General features: G+C 68.5%; 12 protein-coding genes. 8 read left to right on the forward strand and 4 right to left on the reverse strand.

The window, feature by feature from the left end; translation table 11 throughout:
* Window positions 1-6: 6 nt before the first annotated feature.
* On the reverse strand, window positions 7-1,023 hold the full coding sequence (locus ACSYGN_RS08240) for a hydroxyacid dehydrogenase (protein WP_460393411.1): 1,017 nt from the start codon (window positions 1,021-1,023) through the stop codon (window positions 7-9).
* A gap of 171 nt (window positions 1,024-1,194) precedes the next feature.
* Between ACSYGN_RS08240 and ACSYGN_RS08245 the strand changes: the two genes are divergently transcribed.
* From ACSYGN_RS08245 to ACSYGN_RS08275, 7 genes are all read left to right on the forward strand, one after another.
* Window positions 1,195-2,436 carry an ROK family transcriptional regulator gene (locus ACSYGN_RS08245; protein ID WP_460393413.1) on the forward strand — a complete coding sequence of 414 codons (1,242 nt, stop codon included), beginning with the start codon at window positions 1,195-1,197 and terminating at the stop codon, window positions 2,434-2,436.
* Window positions 2,437-2,736: 300 nt separating this feature from the next.
* A complete protein-coding gene (locus tag ACSYGN_RS08250) occupies window positions 2,737-3,999 on the forward strand; it encodes an ABC transporter substrate-binding protein (RefSeq protein ID WP_460393415.1) in 1,263 nt (420 codons plus the stop codon).
* Between the two features lie 36 nt (window positions 4,000-4,035).
* Entirely contained in the window at window positions 4,036-5,010 is a 975-nt protein-coding gene (locus ACSYGN_RS08255) for a carbohydrate ABC transporter permease (RefSeq protein ID WP_460393417.1), read from the forward strand.
* Entirely contained in the window at window positions 5,007-5,894 is an 888-nt protein-coding gene (locus tag ACSYGN_RS08260; protein WP_460393419.1) for a carbohydrate ABC transporter permease, read from the forward strand. Before ACSYGN_RS08255 ends, ACSYGN_RS08260 begins: the two co-directional genes overlap by 4 nt.
* Before the next feature lie 13 nt (window positions 5,895-5,907).
* Window positions 5,908-8,826, forward strand: a complete 2,919-nt coding sequence (locus ACSYGN_RS08265) for a glycoside hydrolase family 2 TIM barrel-domain containing protein (protein WP_460393421.1) — start codon at window positions 5,908-5,910, stop codon at window positions 8,824-8,826.
* A 264-nt stretch (window positions 8,827-9,090) separates the two neighbouring features.
* A complete protein-coding gene (locus ACSYGN_RS08270) occupies window positions 9,091-9,678 on the forward strand; it encodes a hypothetical protein (protein ID WP_460393423.1) in 588 nt (195 codons plus the stop codon).
* Between the two features lie 71 nt (window positions 9,679-9,749).
* Window positions 9,750-10,349, forward strand: coding sequence for a TetR/AcrR family transcriptional regulator (locus ACSYGN_RS08275; RefSeq protein ID WP_460393425.1), 600 nt, complete (start codon window positions 9,750-9,752; stop codon window positions 10,347-10,349).
* 347 nt (window positions 10,350-10,696) lie between these two features.
* Here the strand turns inward: ACSYGN_RS08275 and ACSYGN_RS08280 are convergent, their stop codons facing one another.
* The 3 genes from ACSYGN_RS08280 to mmsA form a co-directional block, all read right to left on the reverse strand.
* Complete coding sequence (locus ACSYGN_RS08280) at window positions 10,697-11,806, reverse strand: substrate-binding domain-containing protein (protein ID WP_460393427.1); 1,110 nt, start codon at window positions 11,804-11,806, stop codon at window positions 10,697-10,699.
* 98 nt (window positions 11,807-11,904) lie between these two features.
* Complete coding sequence (gene mmsB / locus ACSYGN_RS08285; protein WP_460393429.1) at window positions 11,905-13,203, reverse strand: multiple monosaccharide ABC transporter permease; 1,299 nt, start codon at window positions 13,201-13,203, stop codon at window positions 11,905-11,907.
* Entirely contained in the window at window positions 13,200-14,720 is a 1,521-nt protein-coding gene (mmsA, locus tag ACSYGN_RS08290; protein ID WP_460403293.1) for a multiple monosaccharide ABC transporter ATP-binding protein, read from the reverse strand. Before mmsA ends, mmsB begins: the two co-directional genes overlap by 4 nt.
* Window positions 14,721-15,012: 292 nt before the next feature.
* On the opposite strand from mmsA, the gene ACSYGN_RS08295 reads away from it, so the two are divergent.
* Entirely contained in the window at window positions 15,013-16,203 is a 1,191-nt protein-coding gene (locus ACSYGN_RS08295) for an ROK family transcriptional regulator (RefSeq protein WP_460393431.1), read from the forward strand.
* Window positions 16,204-16,360: the final 157 nt, after the last annotated feature.

Consider the following 16,360-nt stretch of genomic DNA (forward strand, 5'->3'; position numbering starts at 1 on the left):
TCCCCGTTACGCCGTCCAGCTCAGCGTGGCCGGGTTCACCACGTGCTCGAGAGGCGCGCCCGCCGCCAGGCGCCCGGCCTCCTCCGCCACCGTGCGGCCCAGGCGGGCGACCTCGTTGCCCTGGGAGCCCGCCAGGTGGGGGGTCAGGAAGGCGTTGGACAGGTCGAAGAGGGGGGAGTCGGGCGGCAGGGGTTCGGGGTCGGTGACGTCCAGCACGGCGCTGAGGCGGCCGGTGCGCAGTTCTGCGATCAGCGCGTCGTGGTCCACCAGAGACCCGCGCGCCGTGTTGATCAGTACCGCCCCGTCGGGCATCAGCGCCAGTTCACGGCGGCCGAGCAGATGGTAGGTCTCGGGGGTCTCCGGCGCGTGCACAGTGACGATGTCCGAGCTGCGCAGCAGGTCGTCGAGGGGCAGCAGGCCCACGCCCAGCACCGCGGCACCGGCCTCGTCGACGTACGGGTCGGCCAGGCTCACTCGCAGATCGTGCGGGCGCAGCAACTCGATCAGGCGCCGCCCGATGCGAGACGCGCCGATGACGCCGACGCGGCGGCCGTAGTTGCCGATGCCGGGGACGATCCCGCCGTAGGGGAAGGCGCGGCGGGCGCGGAACCGGTCGCGGAAGGCGAACAGGTCCTTCCCGGCGAGCAGGATCATGGCGAGCGTGTACTCCGTGACGGGTACGGCGTTGGCGTCGGCCGCCGAGGAGACGGTGATGCCGCGCCGCCACAGCTCGGGCGTGGTGAAGCCCTTCACGGAACCGGCGGCGTGCAGCACCGCCCGCAGCCGGGGTGCCGCGTCGAGCACCGCCGTGTCGAGGCGGGGGCAGCCCCAGCCGGTGACCAGTACCTCGGCGCGGGAGAGAGCCCCCGCGAGGGCCGCATCCACTAGGTCCTCGGCCTGCTGGAAGACCAAGCCCGGGTCGATGTCCAGCGACGAGCGCAGGAGCTCCAGGACCTCGGGTGGGAAGATCTGCGGGACGTTCTCTGCGGTCATGGCGAACACGGCCCGGGGACGCTCGGTCACGGCGGTGGCCTTCCGGCTCGGTACGGAGCGGAGCACAGTCGATCTCCACCGTACGCTTCGTAAAGCCCCTTTCTTAACCCCTTGTCGAAAGTCCCCCGCAGCCCATAGCCTTGCCAGCGCCGGTGTCGTCGTCCCGGTCGGCCTGGCCTGTCGGGATGGGGGCACACCTCGGTGAAGCGCACGTCACGTGACATCCGCACCGCGAACCGCTACGAGGTACTGCGCCAGATCATCGCCGAATCCCCCACCTCCCGCCAGGAGTTGGCCGCGGCCACCGGGCTGAGTCTCGCCACTGTGGCCACTCTGGTGGGCGAGCTGATCGAACTGCACATGATCACCGAGGTCGGCTTCGAGGACTCGGCGGGCGGCCGCCCCCGGGGTCTGGTGGCCGTGGACGCGGCGGGCGGCGCGCTGATCGGTGTGGACATCGCGGAGACCTACGTCAGGGTCGAACTGTTCGACCTCGCGCTCAACGTCCTGGCCCGCGCCGACGAGGACATCCGCCCCGGCGAGAGCCGCCCGGAACAGGTCGTCGGCCATGTCGCCGCGGCCGTCGGCTCGGTGGTCGCCCAGGCCGGGGTGGACGGCTCGCGGGTGCTCGGGGTCGGGGTGAGCGTGCCGGGCCAGGTGGACCGCGACACGGGCGTGGCGGAGTACGCGCCCAACTGGAACTGGCACGACGTGCCCCTGCTGGATCTCCTCACCGAGCACATCGCCCATCCCCTCTATCTGGACAACCCGCTGCGCGCCTGCGCGGTCGCCGAGCTGTGGTTCGGGGCGGCGCGGGGGCACGGGGACGCCGTGGTGGTCAACCTCGGCACGGGTGTGGGCGCCGGGCTGGTGCTCGGCGGGGGGCTGCACCGGGGCGTCAGCAACAGTGCCGGTGAGTGGGGGCACACCACCCTGGTGCTCGACGGGCGGCTGTGCCACTGCGGCAACCACGGCTGTGTGGAGACCTATGTCGGGGCGCCCGGAATCATGCTGAATCTAAGGGAGTTGAGCCCGCGCAGTCCGCTGCTGCATTCCGAGGACCAGACCGCGACCATCGACGCGCTGGCCCGCGGGGTCGCGGCGGACGATCCGGTGGCCGTCAAGGTGGTGCGAGACACAGCCCGTTACCTCGGTGCCGGGATCGCCAGCCTGGTCAACCTCCTCAACCCGGAGGTGGTGGTGCTCAGCAGCTGGGTCGCGGCCACGCTCGGCGAGCCGCTGCTGGAGGAGGTGCGTGAGGCGGTCGGACGGCATGCGCTCAAACGGCCGTACGCCTCGACCGCGATCGTCCTGTCCCCCATCCCCACCGACCCGGTGTGCCTGGGTGCGGCGACCTTCGCCCTGGAGGGGGCACTCCAGTCGGCGGGGCAGCGCGGCGGCAAGCGGACCGGCTCCGCGCGCGGCAGCCGTACAACGCCGTAGCGCAGTACAACGCCGTCTCTGTGACGGGCGCCGTCTCCGTGACGCCGTAGCGCACCGCTGAAGCCTACTGACCGAGGGCCGCCGGCACCCCCCTGACCCGGCGGCCCTCACCCCCCGTCAACTTCGTTGCCCACTAGGAACGTTCGTCATTCCGAACCGCACACAACGTTTCGCACAGACTTCGTCCAACCCCTTGCCGAAGCCTTAGTGGAAGGTTAACGTCCGGCACCGCACCGCAATTTCGAGCCATCTGGCGCTCAGCCGGGGAGCCGCAGCCGTACTCGAGACAAGGACGTCACCATGTCGGCAATGAGCAGCAACTGGGACCGCCGATCACTCCTGCGAGCCGCCGCGGGCATGGCCGCAGCCGGTTCGCTGGCCGCCTGCGGCAGCAACAACGGCCGTGGCGGGGGCAGCGGTTCGGGCAAGGGGCTGGTGCAGTACTTCCACGCCTACGGCGAGTCCGGCACCGAACAGGCGATCAAGCGCTATGCGAAGGCGTACACCGGGGCGGACGTCACCACGCAGTGGATCACGGGCTCGGACTTCGAGAGCAAGCTCTTCGCGACGCTGCTCACCGACAACGCGCCGGACCTCTTCGAGTTCCACCCGCAGATCCAGCTGGTCAAGAGCGGTCAGGTGGCCGATCTCACCGACATCATCGAGCCGGTCAAGAGCGACTTCAACCAGGCGGACATCCAGTCCCATACGGTGGACGGCAAGATCTACGGCGTCCGTATGATCGACGACCCGCAGTTCTTCTTCTACCGGCCCTCGCTGCTGGAGAAGGCCAAGGTCGAGGTGCCCACCACGCTCGACGAGCTGATCGAGGCCGCCGCCAAGCTCACCACCGGCAAGGTAAAGGGCCTGTTCCTCGGGAACGACCTGCACGCGATCATCACCCCGATGATCTGGGCGGCCGGTGCGGACACCCTCGACTCGAACAACCAGATCGCGTACCACACGGACGGGGTCGTCGAAGGTCTGAAGAAGCTGCGCAAGCTGTTCACCAGCGGGCATCTGCTGCTCGACGCCCCGGCCGACTACTGGGACCCGTCCGCGATCAGCCAGGGCCTGTGCGCCATCCAGTTCTGCGGGATGTGGGCCATGCCGCAGATGCAGAAGGCGCTCGGCGACGACCTCGGAGTCTTCGCCTTCCCGAAGGTCACCGACGCGGGCAAGCCCTCGGTCTACAACGGCGGTTGGTCGATGTTCGTCAACGCCAAGAGCAAGAAGGCCGACCTGGCCAAGGAGTACGTCAAGTGGCTGTGGATCGAGCAGAAGAAGTACCAGGAGGACTGGGCGCTGTCCTACGGCTTCCACATCCCGCCGCGCACCTCGATCGCCCAGTCGGCCACCAAGCTGAAGTCGGGGCTGCCGGCTGAGGGCGTCAAACTCTTCAGCGACTACGGGCACTTCGACAACATCGGCTGGACCCAGGCCATGATCTCCGCCACCGAGGACGTGTTCGCCAACTGCGTCCGCAAGGGCGGCGACCCCGAGTCCGCGCTCGACGCCTGCGACAAGACCGTGAACCGCGAGCTGAAGAAGCTCTTCGGATAGGCCGGAGGAGACCGAGCGGACGGACGGATCACGACCATGTCGACGACCACGACGCGCGGCCTCGCGAGCCCCGCCCCGGCCGAGGGCCATGCCGCCCGGCCGCGGCGGGGACTTCGGGGACTGCGCGGCTCCAACACGCTGAACTTCTGGCTCTTCACCGGCCCGTTCCTGATCGGGCTCGCCGTCTTCGTGTACATACCGATCGGCTGGAGCGTGTGGCTGAGCTTCTTCGAAGCCCGCTTCACGGTCACGCCCAGCAAGTTCGTCGGCTTCGACAACTACCGCCAGATGCTGACGGATCCGGGGTTCACCGGCTCGCTCGGGACGTTCACCGTGTTCGCCGCGTTCATCGTGCCGACCACCTGGGCGCTGTCGCTGGGCCTCGCGATGCTGGTGCACCGGCTGCGGTTCATGCGGGCGTTCTTCCGCTCGGTGTTCTTCCTGCCGACGGCGTGCAGCTATGTCGCCGCCTCGCTGGTGTGGAAGATGTCCATCTTCAACGGCGTCCGCTTCGGCCTGGCGAACACCGTGATCGGCTGGTTCGGCGTCGACAACATCGCCTGGCTCGCCAACCCCGACCCGCCCTGGTACTGGCTGGTCATCGTGACGGTGCGGCTGTGGCTCCAGTCCGGCTTCTACATGATCCTCTTCCTGGCCGCCCTCCAGAACATCCCGGACGAGCTGTACGAGGCCGCCGCCATCGACGGGGCCAAGCCCGGCTGGCAGACCTTCCGCTACATCACCCTGCCGCAACTGCGGGCCACCTCGACCGCCGTGCTCCTGCTGCTGCTCGTCGCGGCGTACCAGGCGTTCGACGAGTTCTTCAATCTGCTCTCGAAGACGACCTGGGGACGCCCGCCGCTCGTCGAGCTGTACTACCGGGCCCTCGGCCAGAACCAGGACTACGGCGCCGGAAGCGCGGGCGCCGTGATCCTCACCCTGCTGATCTGCATCGTGACCCTCGCCCAGGGCAGGTTCATGGGATTCGGAAGGAACGAGGACACCCGATGAGCAGCACCGGCGACGCCGCGCCCCGGGCGGGCGGCAAACGCCCGCTGAACAAGAACGGCGGCACCCTCCTCGGCAGCACCGGCCTCTATATCGCCACCGGCGTGGCCGCGCTGCTGTTCCTGGTCCCCTTCTATCTGATCGTCCGCAACGCGCTGTCCAAGGACAGCGACATCACCGGCGAGAACTGGAAGTTCTTCCCCACCGACATCCAGTGGGGCAATCTCACCGAGCCGTTCGACGACACGACCGTCGAGTTCGGCCGCTCCATGGTCAACTCCGCGATCGTCGCCGTGCTGATCACCGCCGGCACCCTGCTGGTCTGCTCGCTCGCCGGGTACGGCCTCGCGCGCATCCCCTACCGGCACGCCAACAAGATCTTCTACGCCGTTCTGGTGACCCTGATGGTGCCGCCCGCCGTCACCTTCGTACCGAGCTTTGTGCTGGTGTCCTCACTCGGCTGGGTGGACAGCTACCGCGGACTGGTGATCCCCGTGCTGTTCAGTGGTTTCACCTGCTTCCTCTTCCGGCAGTACTTCCTGGGATTCCCGAGGGAGCTGGAGGAGGCGGCGCGCGTGGACGGACTCGGCCACTGGCGGGCGTACTGGCGCGTCGTCGTGCCGAACTCGCTGAACTTCTTCGCCGCGATCGCGACGATCACCTTCATCAGCGGCTGGAACGCCTTCCTGTGGCCGCTGGTGATCGGCCAGGACCCCAGTGCCTGGACGGTCCAGGTCGCGCTGTCGTCGTACATGACCAACCAGACCGTCAACTACCACCTGATCTTCATGGCCACCGCCATCTCGATCCTGCCCCTGCTGTTCGTGTTCCTGTTCCTCCAGCGCTGGCTGGTCCAGGGCGTCGCACAGACCGGCATCAAGGGCTGAGCTAGGAGACCGGATGTCATTCCGCACCGCGGGCACCACGGACACCACCACGGACCTCACGACGGACACCACGACGGCCACCTCAACAGAAGACGTCTCCCCGGGCCACGGGGCCCTGCCGCCCCGCGCCCGGCACCCCGCCTCGGACGCCGAGTCGCTCTCGCTGAACGGCAGTTGGCGCCTTCGGGTCTCCCCCACGGCGGATGCCGAGGACGACGCGTTCGCCGCGCCCGGCTTCGACGCCGGGGGCTGGCCCGAGGTCACCGTCCCCGGCCACTGGGTGCTCCAGGGCGACGGCCGCTTCGGCTCCCCGATCTACACCAATCACCTCTATCCCTTCCCGGTCGACCCGCCCCGGGTGCCGACCGAGAACCCGACCGGCGACCATCTGCGCGTCTTCGACCTGCCGTCCGGCTGGCCCGCGGAGGGCGGGGCGGTGCTCCGTTTCGACGGTGTGGAGTCGTGCGCCCAGGTATGGCTGAACGGCACGGAGCTCGGCGGGTTCAAGGGCTCGCGGCTTCCGCACGAGTTCGCGGTGGGCCCGCTGCTGAAGCCGGCCGGCAATGTCCTCGCGGTCCGTGTGCACCAGTGGTCGGCGGGCTCGTACCTGGAGGACCAGGACCAGTGGTGGCTGCCCGGCATCTTCCGTGACGTCACCCTGCTGCACCGTCCGCCGGGCGCCGTCGCGGACTTCTTCGTGCACGCCTCCTACGATCACCGCACCGGCGAGGGCACCCTGCGCGTCGACTCCGACGTCGAGGGGCGGGTGACGGTGCCCGTGCTGGACATCGATGTCGCCACGGGCGCGGTGGTGACCGTCCCGGTCCGCCCCTGGACGGCAGAGACCCCGGCGCTCTACGACGGTGAACTGGCCACCGGCGGCGAACGGATCCCGCTGCGCATCGGCTTCCGCACCGTCGAGCTGGCGGACGGCTTGATCAAGGTGAACGGCAGGCCGGTGCTGTTCAAGGGCGTCAACCGGCACGAATGGCACCCGGAGCGGGGCCGCGCCCTCGATCTCGCGACCATGCGCGAGGACGTGCTGCTGATGAAACGGCACAACGTCAACGCCGTCCGCACCTCGCACTATCCGCCGCATCCGGCCTTCCTCGACCTGTGCGACGAGTACGGCCTGTGGGTGATCGACGAGTGCGATCTGGAGACCCACGGCTTCACCGAACAGGGCTGGCGCGACAACCCGTCCGACGACGACCGCTGGACCCCCGCACTGCTCGACCGTACGGCCCGGATGGTCGAACGGGACAAGAACCATCCGTCGGTGGTGATCTGGTCCCTCGGCAACGAGGCCGGCACCGGGCGCGGTCTGACTGCGATGGCCGAGTGGATCCGCGACCGGGACCCCTCCCGCCTGCTCCATTACGAGGGCGACATCAACTGCCGGGACACCGACGTCTATTCACGGATGTACGCGGACCACGCCGAGGTCGAGCGGATCGGCCGACGCCTGGACGGGGGACCGCACCGCCGCCGCGAACTCCCCTTCATCCTCTGCGAGTACGCCCACGCCATGGGCAACGGACCCGGCGGACTCGCCGACTACCAGCGGCTCTTCGAGTCGTACGACCGTCTCCAGGGCGGCTTCGTCTGGGAGTGGATCGACCACGGCATCCGGGACGAGCGGTACGGCTTCGCGTACGGCGGTGACTTCGGCGAGGAACTGCACGACGGCAACTTCGTCTGCGACGGCCTGCTGTTCCCGGACCGGCGGCCCTCCCCCGGGCTGATCGAGTACGCGAAGGTGATCGAGCCGGTCGCCATCGCCCCGAACGGGGCCGACGGCACCGTACGGATCACCAACAAGCACGACTTCGCGGACCTTTCGGCGCTGGCCTTCGAGTGGTCGTACCAAGTGGACGGCGAGACCGCGGAGTCGGGCCCCCTCCAGGTCCCGTCCCTCGCCCCCGGTGAGACGGCACAGGTGAAACTCCCGGCACCGCCGGCGACCGCCGTGGGCGCCGAAGTCCACTGCACCGTAAGGGCGTCGCTCGCCGCGGACACCATCTGGGCGCCGCAGGGCCATGTGATCGCCTGGGCCCAGTTCCCGCCGTCCTCCCCTCGCCGCATCCCATCGCCTGTCGCCGCGGCACCGGCACGACCCGTCCACACCGACGGGGCGATCACCCTGGGCCCGGCCGCCTTCGACCCTCGAACGGGCGCACTGCGCACCCTGGGAGCGGTGGCCGTCAGCGGTCTCCGTCTGGACGTCTGGCGGGCGACGACGGACAACGACGACGGCGCCGCCTGGCAGTCGGACGTCCGGTACGGCCTGCTGTGGCGCACGTTCGGTCTGCACCGGATGCGCCACCGGCTGGACGCGGTGGAGGTGACCGAGGACGCCCTGACCGTACGGACCAGGGTGGCCCCGGCGGCCCGGGAGGCGGGCCTGGCGACGACCTACCGCTGGACGTCGGACGGCACCCGCCTGCGGCTCACCGTCTCCGTCTCACCGGACGCCGACTGGACCGTCCCCCTCCCCCGCCTCGGCATCCGCCTCGCCCTGACCGGAGCCGACGAGGTGACCTGGTTCGGCGGCGGCCCCGGCGAGGCGTACCCGGACACCAGGTCGGCGTCGCGGCTGGGCCGCTGGCGGTCGACGGTGGACGGGCTCCAGACGCCGTACGTCCGCCCCCAGGAGAACGGCGCCCGGGCGGATGTCCGCTGGGCCGAGCTGGGCGGCCTGCGTATCGAGGGAGACCCGGAGTTCTGGCTGACGGCCCGCCGCTGGACCTCCGAACAGCTCGACGCCGCCAGGCATCTGACCGACCTGACCCCCGGCGACAAGGTCTGGGTGAACCTGGACCACGGCCAGCACGGCATCGGCTCCCAGTCCTGCGGCCCGGGCCCGCTCCCCCAGTACCACCTGTGGCCACGGCCCGCGGAATTCACACTCACCTTCTCGGAGACGGACTGAAACGGACTCGCGAGGACTGACCACAGACCGACCGCGGACCGACAACGGACTGACACGACCTCACACGAACCGATACGGACTGACGCACACCCAGGAATCCGACGGAAGGACCATAGAGGCACACTCGGAGGCACAGTCGGAGGCGCCCGGAACCGGCCGGACCGGCACGGTTAAGGAGGAGTAAACGGCAGAAGTCGTGCCGGACCCGCCCGCGCCGGGCGGCGACGCCCGCGGCGCCGTCCTGCCCCGCTACGCTCGGCCTCCATGAGTGACCTGTCAGCCCAGGCGTACATCGACGAGGGCTCCGTCTGGAGCCGTCTCGCAGCCCTGCTCCCGGACCCCGACGACGTGGACCGGGTGCAGGGCTGCTGGGACATCGGGGAGCAGGAGGCCGGGCTGGACGTACTGGTGGGACGGCTGCTGGAACAGGAACTGGCCATCGCCGAGCCCACCCGCGCCGAACTCGCCGTGATGGCGGCGCAGTGGGGAGTGTGGGACCGGTTGGCGGCGGAGATCATGCGCTGCCGCACCGACGAGACCGACCACGCGCCGCTGCGCGTCCTCACCGGCACCGCGGCGCAGCCGATGCCGGTGCGCACCGTGCTGCCCGAGCACCCGACCCCGGACCTGTTCCTCGTCCCGTGGATCGCCTGCGGCCCCTGCGGCCGCACCCTGGCCCGGGCCCATGAGCGCGAGGACTGGGGCGACCTGTCGTACGTCCCCGAGTTCCACGTGGTGTACGCACACGACGGCTCCATGGCCCCGCAGGTGTTCGACGAGACCCGCCGGGACGCGGCGTGGGCGGCCCTGTCGGCCCTGCGCACGGCATGCCGTTGTGACCGGTCCCGGTGATCCGGTTCCCGTCGGAGAATTGATCCGAAGAGAATTGATCCGACTCCCGTGAGAGAAGGGACCACCCCTGAATGGCCCGCGCCGGCCTCACCACCGACCTGGTCGTCGCGGCGGCCGCCGATCTGGCCGACGAGTCCGGCTTCGAGAACGTCACCGTGTCCGCGCTGGCCCGCCGGCTGGGCGTGAAGGACGCCAGCCTGTACTCGCATGTGCGCGGCCTGAAGGACCTGCGCACCAGGATCGCGCTGCTGGCGGGCGGCGAGCTCATCGGCACCGTCGCGGAGGCCGTCGCGGGCCGTGCGGGCAAGGACGCGCTGGCGGCCTTCGCGGGCGCCTACCGCGCCTACGCGCTGGCATACCCAGGCCGTTACGCGGCCACCCAGATCCGCGTCGACCAGTCCCTGATCGCCGGTACCCCGGCCATGCGCCGTACGGCGGACATCACCTACGGCATGCTCCGCGCCTACGGCCTCACCGAGCCCGACCTCACCGACGCCGTCCGCCTTTTGCGCAGCACCTTCCACGGCTACTGCGTTCTGGAGGCGGCCGGCGCCTTCGGAGCCGACAGGGACGTCCAGGCGTCCTGGCACAAGGCCGTGGACGCCCTCCACACGGCTCTGACGCACTGGCCCCGGGAGGGAGGGGGCGGCACAGAGCAGCTGAGAACCTGAGGACGGACCGGGGACCGAAACGCAGAACTCCCCGAGAAGCACGAAGGCTTCTCGGGGAGGGCGGGCGGGTCCGGTTCCTCGGCGGCGTTGCCGACAGGAGCGGGCGGTCCGGTGTCAGGTCCGGAGCGCTGTCTCCCCTCGGCTGAGGACCGGTGGGCCCGGGGCGATCCGGTGTCAGGTCCGGGTCGCGGTGGGCCGGGGCGCCGTCCGCCGTTCTGAGGGGAACCGCCGTCGGTGGGGCGGTTCCCGGGGGCCGCTCGGGCCGGGGGTGGTGGCTCGGGCGGCGGCTCGGCGCGGGGTTCCCGCGCCCCGGAGGGTGCACCGGGGCGCGGGAGGTCCGCAGGGGATTACTTGGTGAGCGGGGCCAGGTTCGGGTCGTTGGCGTAGGCCTCGGCCGCGTTCGCCTTGGTCACGATGACCGGGGCGAGCAGGTAGGCCGGGACGACCTTGACACCGTTGTTGTAGGACTTGGTGTCGTTGACGGTCGGCTTGTCGCCCTTCTGGAGGGCGGTGACCATGCCGATGGTCTCCTTGACCAGGTTACGGGTGTCCTTGTTGATGGTGGAGTACTGCACACCCTTCATGATGGACTTGACCGACTCGACCTCGGAGTCCTGGCCGGTGACGACCGGGGTCGCCTTGCCGGCGCCCTTCACCGAGGTGAGGATCGCGCGGGCCAGGGTGTCGTTCGGGGAGAGGACGCCGTCCAGCTTCTTCTTGCCCGCGTAGGTCGAGTTCAGCAGCGAGTCCATGCGGGACTGGGCGTTCTCGGCCTTCCACGCCTGGGTGGCGGTCTGCTTGATGTCGGTCTGGCCGGAGCCGACGACGATCTGCTTCTTGTCGATCAGCGGCTTCAGCACGCTCATCGCGCCGTTGAAGAAGACCTTCGAGTTGTTGTCGTCCGGGGAACCGGAGAACAGCTCGATGTTCCAGGGGCCCTTGGGGTTCTTGGCCTTCATGCCGTCGATGAGAGCCTGGCCCTGGAGCTGGCCGACCTTGAAGTTGTCGTACGCGATGTAGTAGTCGACGTTCTTCGTGTTGGTGATGAGGCGGTCGTAGGCGATGACCACCGCGCCGGCGTCCTTGGCCTGCTGCACCTGGGTGGCGAGCTGGGTGGCGTCGGTGGCACCGATCACGATGACCTTGGCGCCCTTGGTGACCATGGAGGAGATCTGCGCCTGCTGGTCGGCGACCGTGGTGGAGGCACCGGCGTACTGGACGTCCGCCTTGAATCCCGCATCCTTCAGGCCGTTGGTGAACAGGTTGCCCGCGAGCACCCAGTTCTCGGAGGTCTTCGCCGGAAGAGCGACACCGATGAGGGAGTCCTTCGCGAAGCCCGAAGCGGCCTTGTCGCTGGAGGAGGAGCTGTCGCGCCCGCTGGAGCAAGCGGTGGCGCCCAGGGTGAGGAGTGCGGCAGCGCCGACCGTGGCAACGGCTCTGGTGGTGAGTCTGCGCATGACGAGTTGTGCCCTTCTAGCAATGGTGCGGGAGTTCGCGCCGATGAATCGGCACTGGAGGAGCGGACTGACGGCAGCCCGCGAGCGGTAGACCGTGGTCAGCTGGTGACCGAGGCCTTCTGGGGATCAGAGGCCGACCCGGAGGAGTCGGCCGGTGCCGCCGGTTCTTCTCGTCGGAATGGACGCATCAGCGTTCCGGTGATCGAGAACCGCCCCTGGCTCTTGTTGTACACATCGAGGGCGACAGCGAGGAGAAGGACCAGGCCCTTGATGATCTGGACCCTGTCCGAGCCGATGCCCTCAAGCTGCAGGCCGTTGTTGAGCAGGGCCATCACGAGACCACCGACGATCGAGCCGCTGATGGTGCCGAGACCGCCGGAGACCGCCGCGCCACCGATGAAGACAGCTGCGATGGCGTCGAGTTCCCAGCTCAGACCGTCCTGCGGCCCGGAGGCCGTGGACCGCGCCACGAAGATCATGCCGGCCAGAGCGGCCAGGATCGACATGTTCATCATGACGAAGAAGTTGACCCGCTTGAGCTTCACACCGGAGAGCTCTGCGGCGCGGGAGTTGCCGCCGACGGCGTAGATGTGACGGCCGCCGATGGTGTTCCGGGTGTAGTGCGAGTACGCCAGCACCAGGACCATGAGGATGATACCCGAGATCGGGAAGCTGGTGCCCACACGGCCGCCGGCGAAGCGCAGGGTGGCGAAGATGATGACAGCGACCATGACAGCGGCACGGATACCGGTGACCCACAGCGGACCCGCGTCGGCCTTCATCTCCAGCCGCGTCTGACGGGACTTCCACTCACGCCAGACCACACCCACGCAGGCCAGCACGCCGAGCAGCAGCGTCAGGTTGTTGTAGCCGGTGTCCGGACCGACCTCGGGAAGGAAGCCGGCGCCTATCTTCTGGAAGCCCTCGGGTACCGGGATGGTGTCGGCGTTGCCGATGTACTGGTTGCCACCGCGGAACAGGAGCATACCGGCCAGGGTGACGATGAACGCCGGGACCCCGAAGTAGGCGACCCAGAAGCCCTGCCAGGCGCCGATCGCCGCGCCGACGAGCAGACCGAGCAGGATGGCCAGCGGCCACGGGATGTCGTACTCCTGCATCGCCTTCGCGACAACGATGCCAGTGAACGCGGCGACCGAGCCGACCGAGAGGTCGATGTGCCCCGCCACGATGACCATCAGCATGCCGATGGCGAGGATCAGGATGTACGAGTACTGGCTGACCACCGCGATCAGGTTGCTGGAGGTCAGGGTCAGGCCGCCGGTCCAGATCTGGAACAGGAGGACGATCGCCACGAGGGTGAAGATCATGCCGAACTGGCGGGCGTTGGAGCCGGTGCCTCCGAAGAGGTTCTTCTGGAACTCTTTGAACTTGCTCATGCTGTCGGGCTCTTCTTCATCGCGGTCATCTGCTTCATGAGGAGTTCCGGATCGGCGTCGCTACGCGCCACCTCGCCGGTGATGGTGCCTTCGAACACCGTGTAGATGCGGTCGCACAGGCCGATGAGCTCGGGCAGCTCCGAAGAGATGATGATGACGCCCTTGCCCTGGCTGACAAGCTTGTGGATGATCCCGTAGATCTCGTACTTGGCACCCACGTCGATACCGCGGGTCGGCTCGTCGAGGATCAGCAGGTCCGGGTCGGTGAACATCCACTTCGCCAGGACGACCTTCTGCTGGTTGCCGCCGGAGAGCTTGACGACACCCTCGTCGACCGTGGGGGTCTTGATCTTCAGGCTCTGGCGGTACTCGTCCGATATGCCGTGCTCGGCGACCTTGTCCACCACACCGCGCTTGGCGATCTTCGACAGCTTGGCCGCGACCACCGACGTCTTGATGTCGTCGAGCAGATTGAGGCCGATCGCCTTGCGGTCCTCGCTGACGTACGCCATGCCGTGCCGGATGGCGTCCGCCACCGTCTTGACATGGATCTCCTTGCCGTCCTTGAACACCCTGCCGGACAGCCAGGTGCCGTAGGAACGGCCGAACAGGCTCATGGCGAGTTCGGTGCGGCCGGCGCCCATGAGGCCGGCGAAGCCGACGATCTCACCACGCCGGACATTGAAAGCAGAGTTCTTGCAGACCAGCCGGTCCTCGGCCATCGGGTGGCGGACCGTCCAGTCCTTGACCTCGAAGAAGACATCGCCGATGTCGGGCGTGTGCTCCGGGAAGCGGCTGCTGAGCTCGCGGCCGACCATGCCGCGCACGATCCGGTCCTCGTTGACCCCGTCGCCCTTGACGTCGAGGCTCTCGATGGTCTTGCCGTCGCGGATGATCGTGATGGTGTCGGCCACCGCCTCGATCTCGTTGAGCTTGTGCGAGATCATGATCGAGGTGATGCCCTGCTGCTTGAAGCCGCGCAGCAGGTCGAGCAGATGACGGGAGTCGTCCTCGTTCAGGGCCGCGGTCGGCTCGTCGAGGATGAGGAGCTTCACATCCTTGGCGAACGCCTTCGCGATCTCCACGAGCTGCTGCTTGCCGACACCGATGTCCTTGATCAGCGTGTCGGGGTCCTCGTCGAGGCCGACCTGCTTCATCAGCTCGATGGCCCTGCGCTGGGCCTGCTTCCAGTCGATGGCGCCCCGCCTGCGCGGTTCGTTGCCGAGGAAGATGTTCTCGGTGATCGACATCCCCGGCACCAGGGCGAGTTCCTGGTGGATGATGACGATCCCGGCGTGCTCACTGGCACGGATGTCGCTGAACCGGCAGTGCTCGTTCCGGTAGATGATCTCGCCCGTGTAGCTGCCGTGCGGGTAGACCCCGCTCAGCACCTTCATCAGGGTGGACTTGCCGGCACCGTTCTCACCGCAGATCGCGTGGATCTCGCCCTCACGGACGACGAGGTTGACGTCGTCGAGAGCCTTTACGCCGGGGAAGGTCTTGGTGATCGACTGCATCTCCAGCAGTATCGATGCCCCGCTCACGAGAGGGGCTCCGCGGAGCGGGCGCCGTGACCGCGCGGCTCCATGCCGTCGGGGATGCGGCACTTTGTGGACATCAGCTTGCCTCCGATAGCACTACGCCGTGCTTCCTTCATGTCCGGCTTATTCCGTTGCTGCGGACGCTAAATCCATTTGTTTTACTTAGTCAAGCCAGGAGCTTTGGAGGTACAAAACGGACATTTCAGGAAGTGGAGGCGTGCGCAAGGCTGGCACGAACCTCCCCAAAGTCGGGCGATACAACCAGGCTGTGGTGCTCGATCAGATCCAGATGGCGGACGGAATCAGCCGAGTAGAGATCGCGCAACGAACTGGTCTCACCCCGCAGTCGGTGTCCGGAATCGTGCGCCGGCTGCTCGACGAAGGCATCGTGCGCGAGGACGGCGCGAGCCGTGTGGCCAGCGGCGGAAAGCCGCGCACCACGCTGCGGGTGGACCCGGGCGCGGGTCGTGCGGTGGGGCTGCACTTCGACTCCGCCCATCTCACCTGCGCCGTCATCGACCTGCTCGGCAAGCCGCTCGTGGTCCGCAGAAGGCCCACTCCACCGGCCGCCGATCCGCCCCAAGTCATCGCCGCCATGGCCGAGTTGGTGTCCCAGGTACTGGCCGAGGCGAGGCTGTCGCGGGACGAGGTCTTGGGCCTCGGGCTCGCCACTCCGGGGCCGATCGACCGGGGGCAGGGCATGATCGTCGCTCAGCCGCAGCTCACGCGCTGGACAGGGGTGCCGTTGCAGCGAATGTTGAGCGATGTGACGGGCCTGCCTGTGACTCTTGACAACGATGCCACGGCGGCCGCGATCGGCGAACGCTGGTCCGGAGCGGGCAAGGGAGTCGCGAACTTCGCCTACTTCTTCTTCGGCACCGGGATCGGCGGCGGGCTCATCCTCAACTACCAGGTCTATAGGGGAGGTTCGATGAACGCGGGAGAGTTCGGACATGCCTCGCTGCTCCCCGACGGGCCCGAGTGCCACTGCGGCAACCGGGGCTGCCTGGACCAGCTCGCCCATCCGTCCGCCCTCGTGGCCGAGGTGCGCCGAAGGCTCGCCGAACCCGGTTGCCATAGTGTGCTGTCGCAACTCTTCGCGAAGGATCCCGCGTCTGTCGATCATGCCGCGGTCCGTATCGCCGCCTCGGAGGGCGACCCGGTCGCGGCCGCCGTGATCGACGAGGCGGCGGGCCATGTGGCCTCGGTCGCGGCCAGCATCGTGAACTTCATCGACATCGACCTCGTCATCCTCGGCGGGCACGGCATCCAGTTCGTGGAGTCACGGTACGTCGAAGTGGTCCAGTCCGCCCTCGAAACCAGGCCATTGTCCCGTCACATTCGGGTCGTGGAGGTGGCCGCCTCGCCCCTCGGTCCCGACGCGGCCGTGGTGGGCAGCGCGGCGCTGGTCCTGCACGCCCTGTACTCACCGCAGTTGTCGTCGCTCCTCTCGAACTGACCGTCGCGGCGATCCGGCCGTTCCGGCCGGGAGAGCTGCAGGCAGGAGCGCGTCCGGCCTGCGTCCACCCGCCCTGCGTCCGCCCGCCCTGCGTGTGCTCGGCAGGAGCCCCGCCCGCCAGGCGCTCGGCCTCGTGCCCGGACCAGTGCTCGGCCCC

The sequence above is a fragment of the Streptomyces sp. YIM S03343 genome (genome assembly GCF_054729195.1).

What these genes read in the sequence shown, in the direction of transcription:
- ACSYGN_RS08255 (WP_460393417.1), top strand. Translation starts at nt 4,036, where the DNA reads ATGTCGACGACCACGACGCGCGGCCTCGCGAGCCCCGCCCCGGCCGAG.
- ACSYGN_RS08250 (WP_460393415.1), top strand. Translation starts at nt 2,737, where the DNA reads ATGTCGGCAATGAGCAGCAACTGGGACCGCCGATCACTCCTGCGAGCC.
- ACSYGN_RS08265 (WP_460393421.1), top strand. Translation starts at nt 5,908, where the DNA reads ATGTCATTCCGCACCGCGGGCACCACGGACACCACCACGGACCTCACG.
- mmsB (WP_460393429.1), bottom strand. Translation starts at nt 13,203, where the DNA reads ATGAGCAAGTTCAAAGAGTTCCAGAAGAACCTCTTCGGAGGCACCGGC.
- mmsA (WP_460403293.1), bottom strand. Translation starts at nt 14,720, where the DNA reads ATGCAGTCGATCACCAAGACCTTCCCCGGCGTAAAGGCTCTCGACGAC.
- ACSYGN_RS08280 (WP_460393427.1), bottom strand. Translation starts at nt 11,806, where the DNA reads ATGCGCAGACTCACCACCAGAGCCGTTGCCACGGTCGGCGCTGCCGCA.
- ACSYGN_RS08270 (WP_460393423.1), top strand. Translation starts at nt 9,091, where the DNA reads ATGAGTGACCTGTCAGCCCAGGCGTACATCGACGAGGGCTCCGTCTGG.
- ACSYGN_RS08260 (WP_460393419.1), top strand. Translation starts at nt 5,007, where the DNA reads ATGAGCAGCACCGGCGACGCCGCGCCCCGGGCGGGCGGCAAACGCCCG.
- ACSYGN_RS08275 (WP_460393425.1), top strand. Translation starts at nt 9,750, where the DNA reads ATGGCCCGCGCCGGCCTCACCACCGACCTGGTCGTCGCGGCGGCCGCC.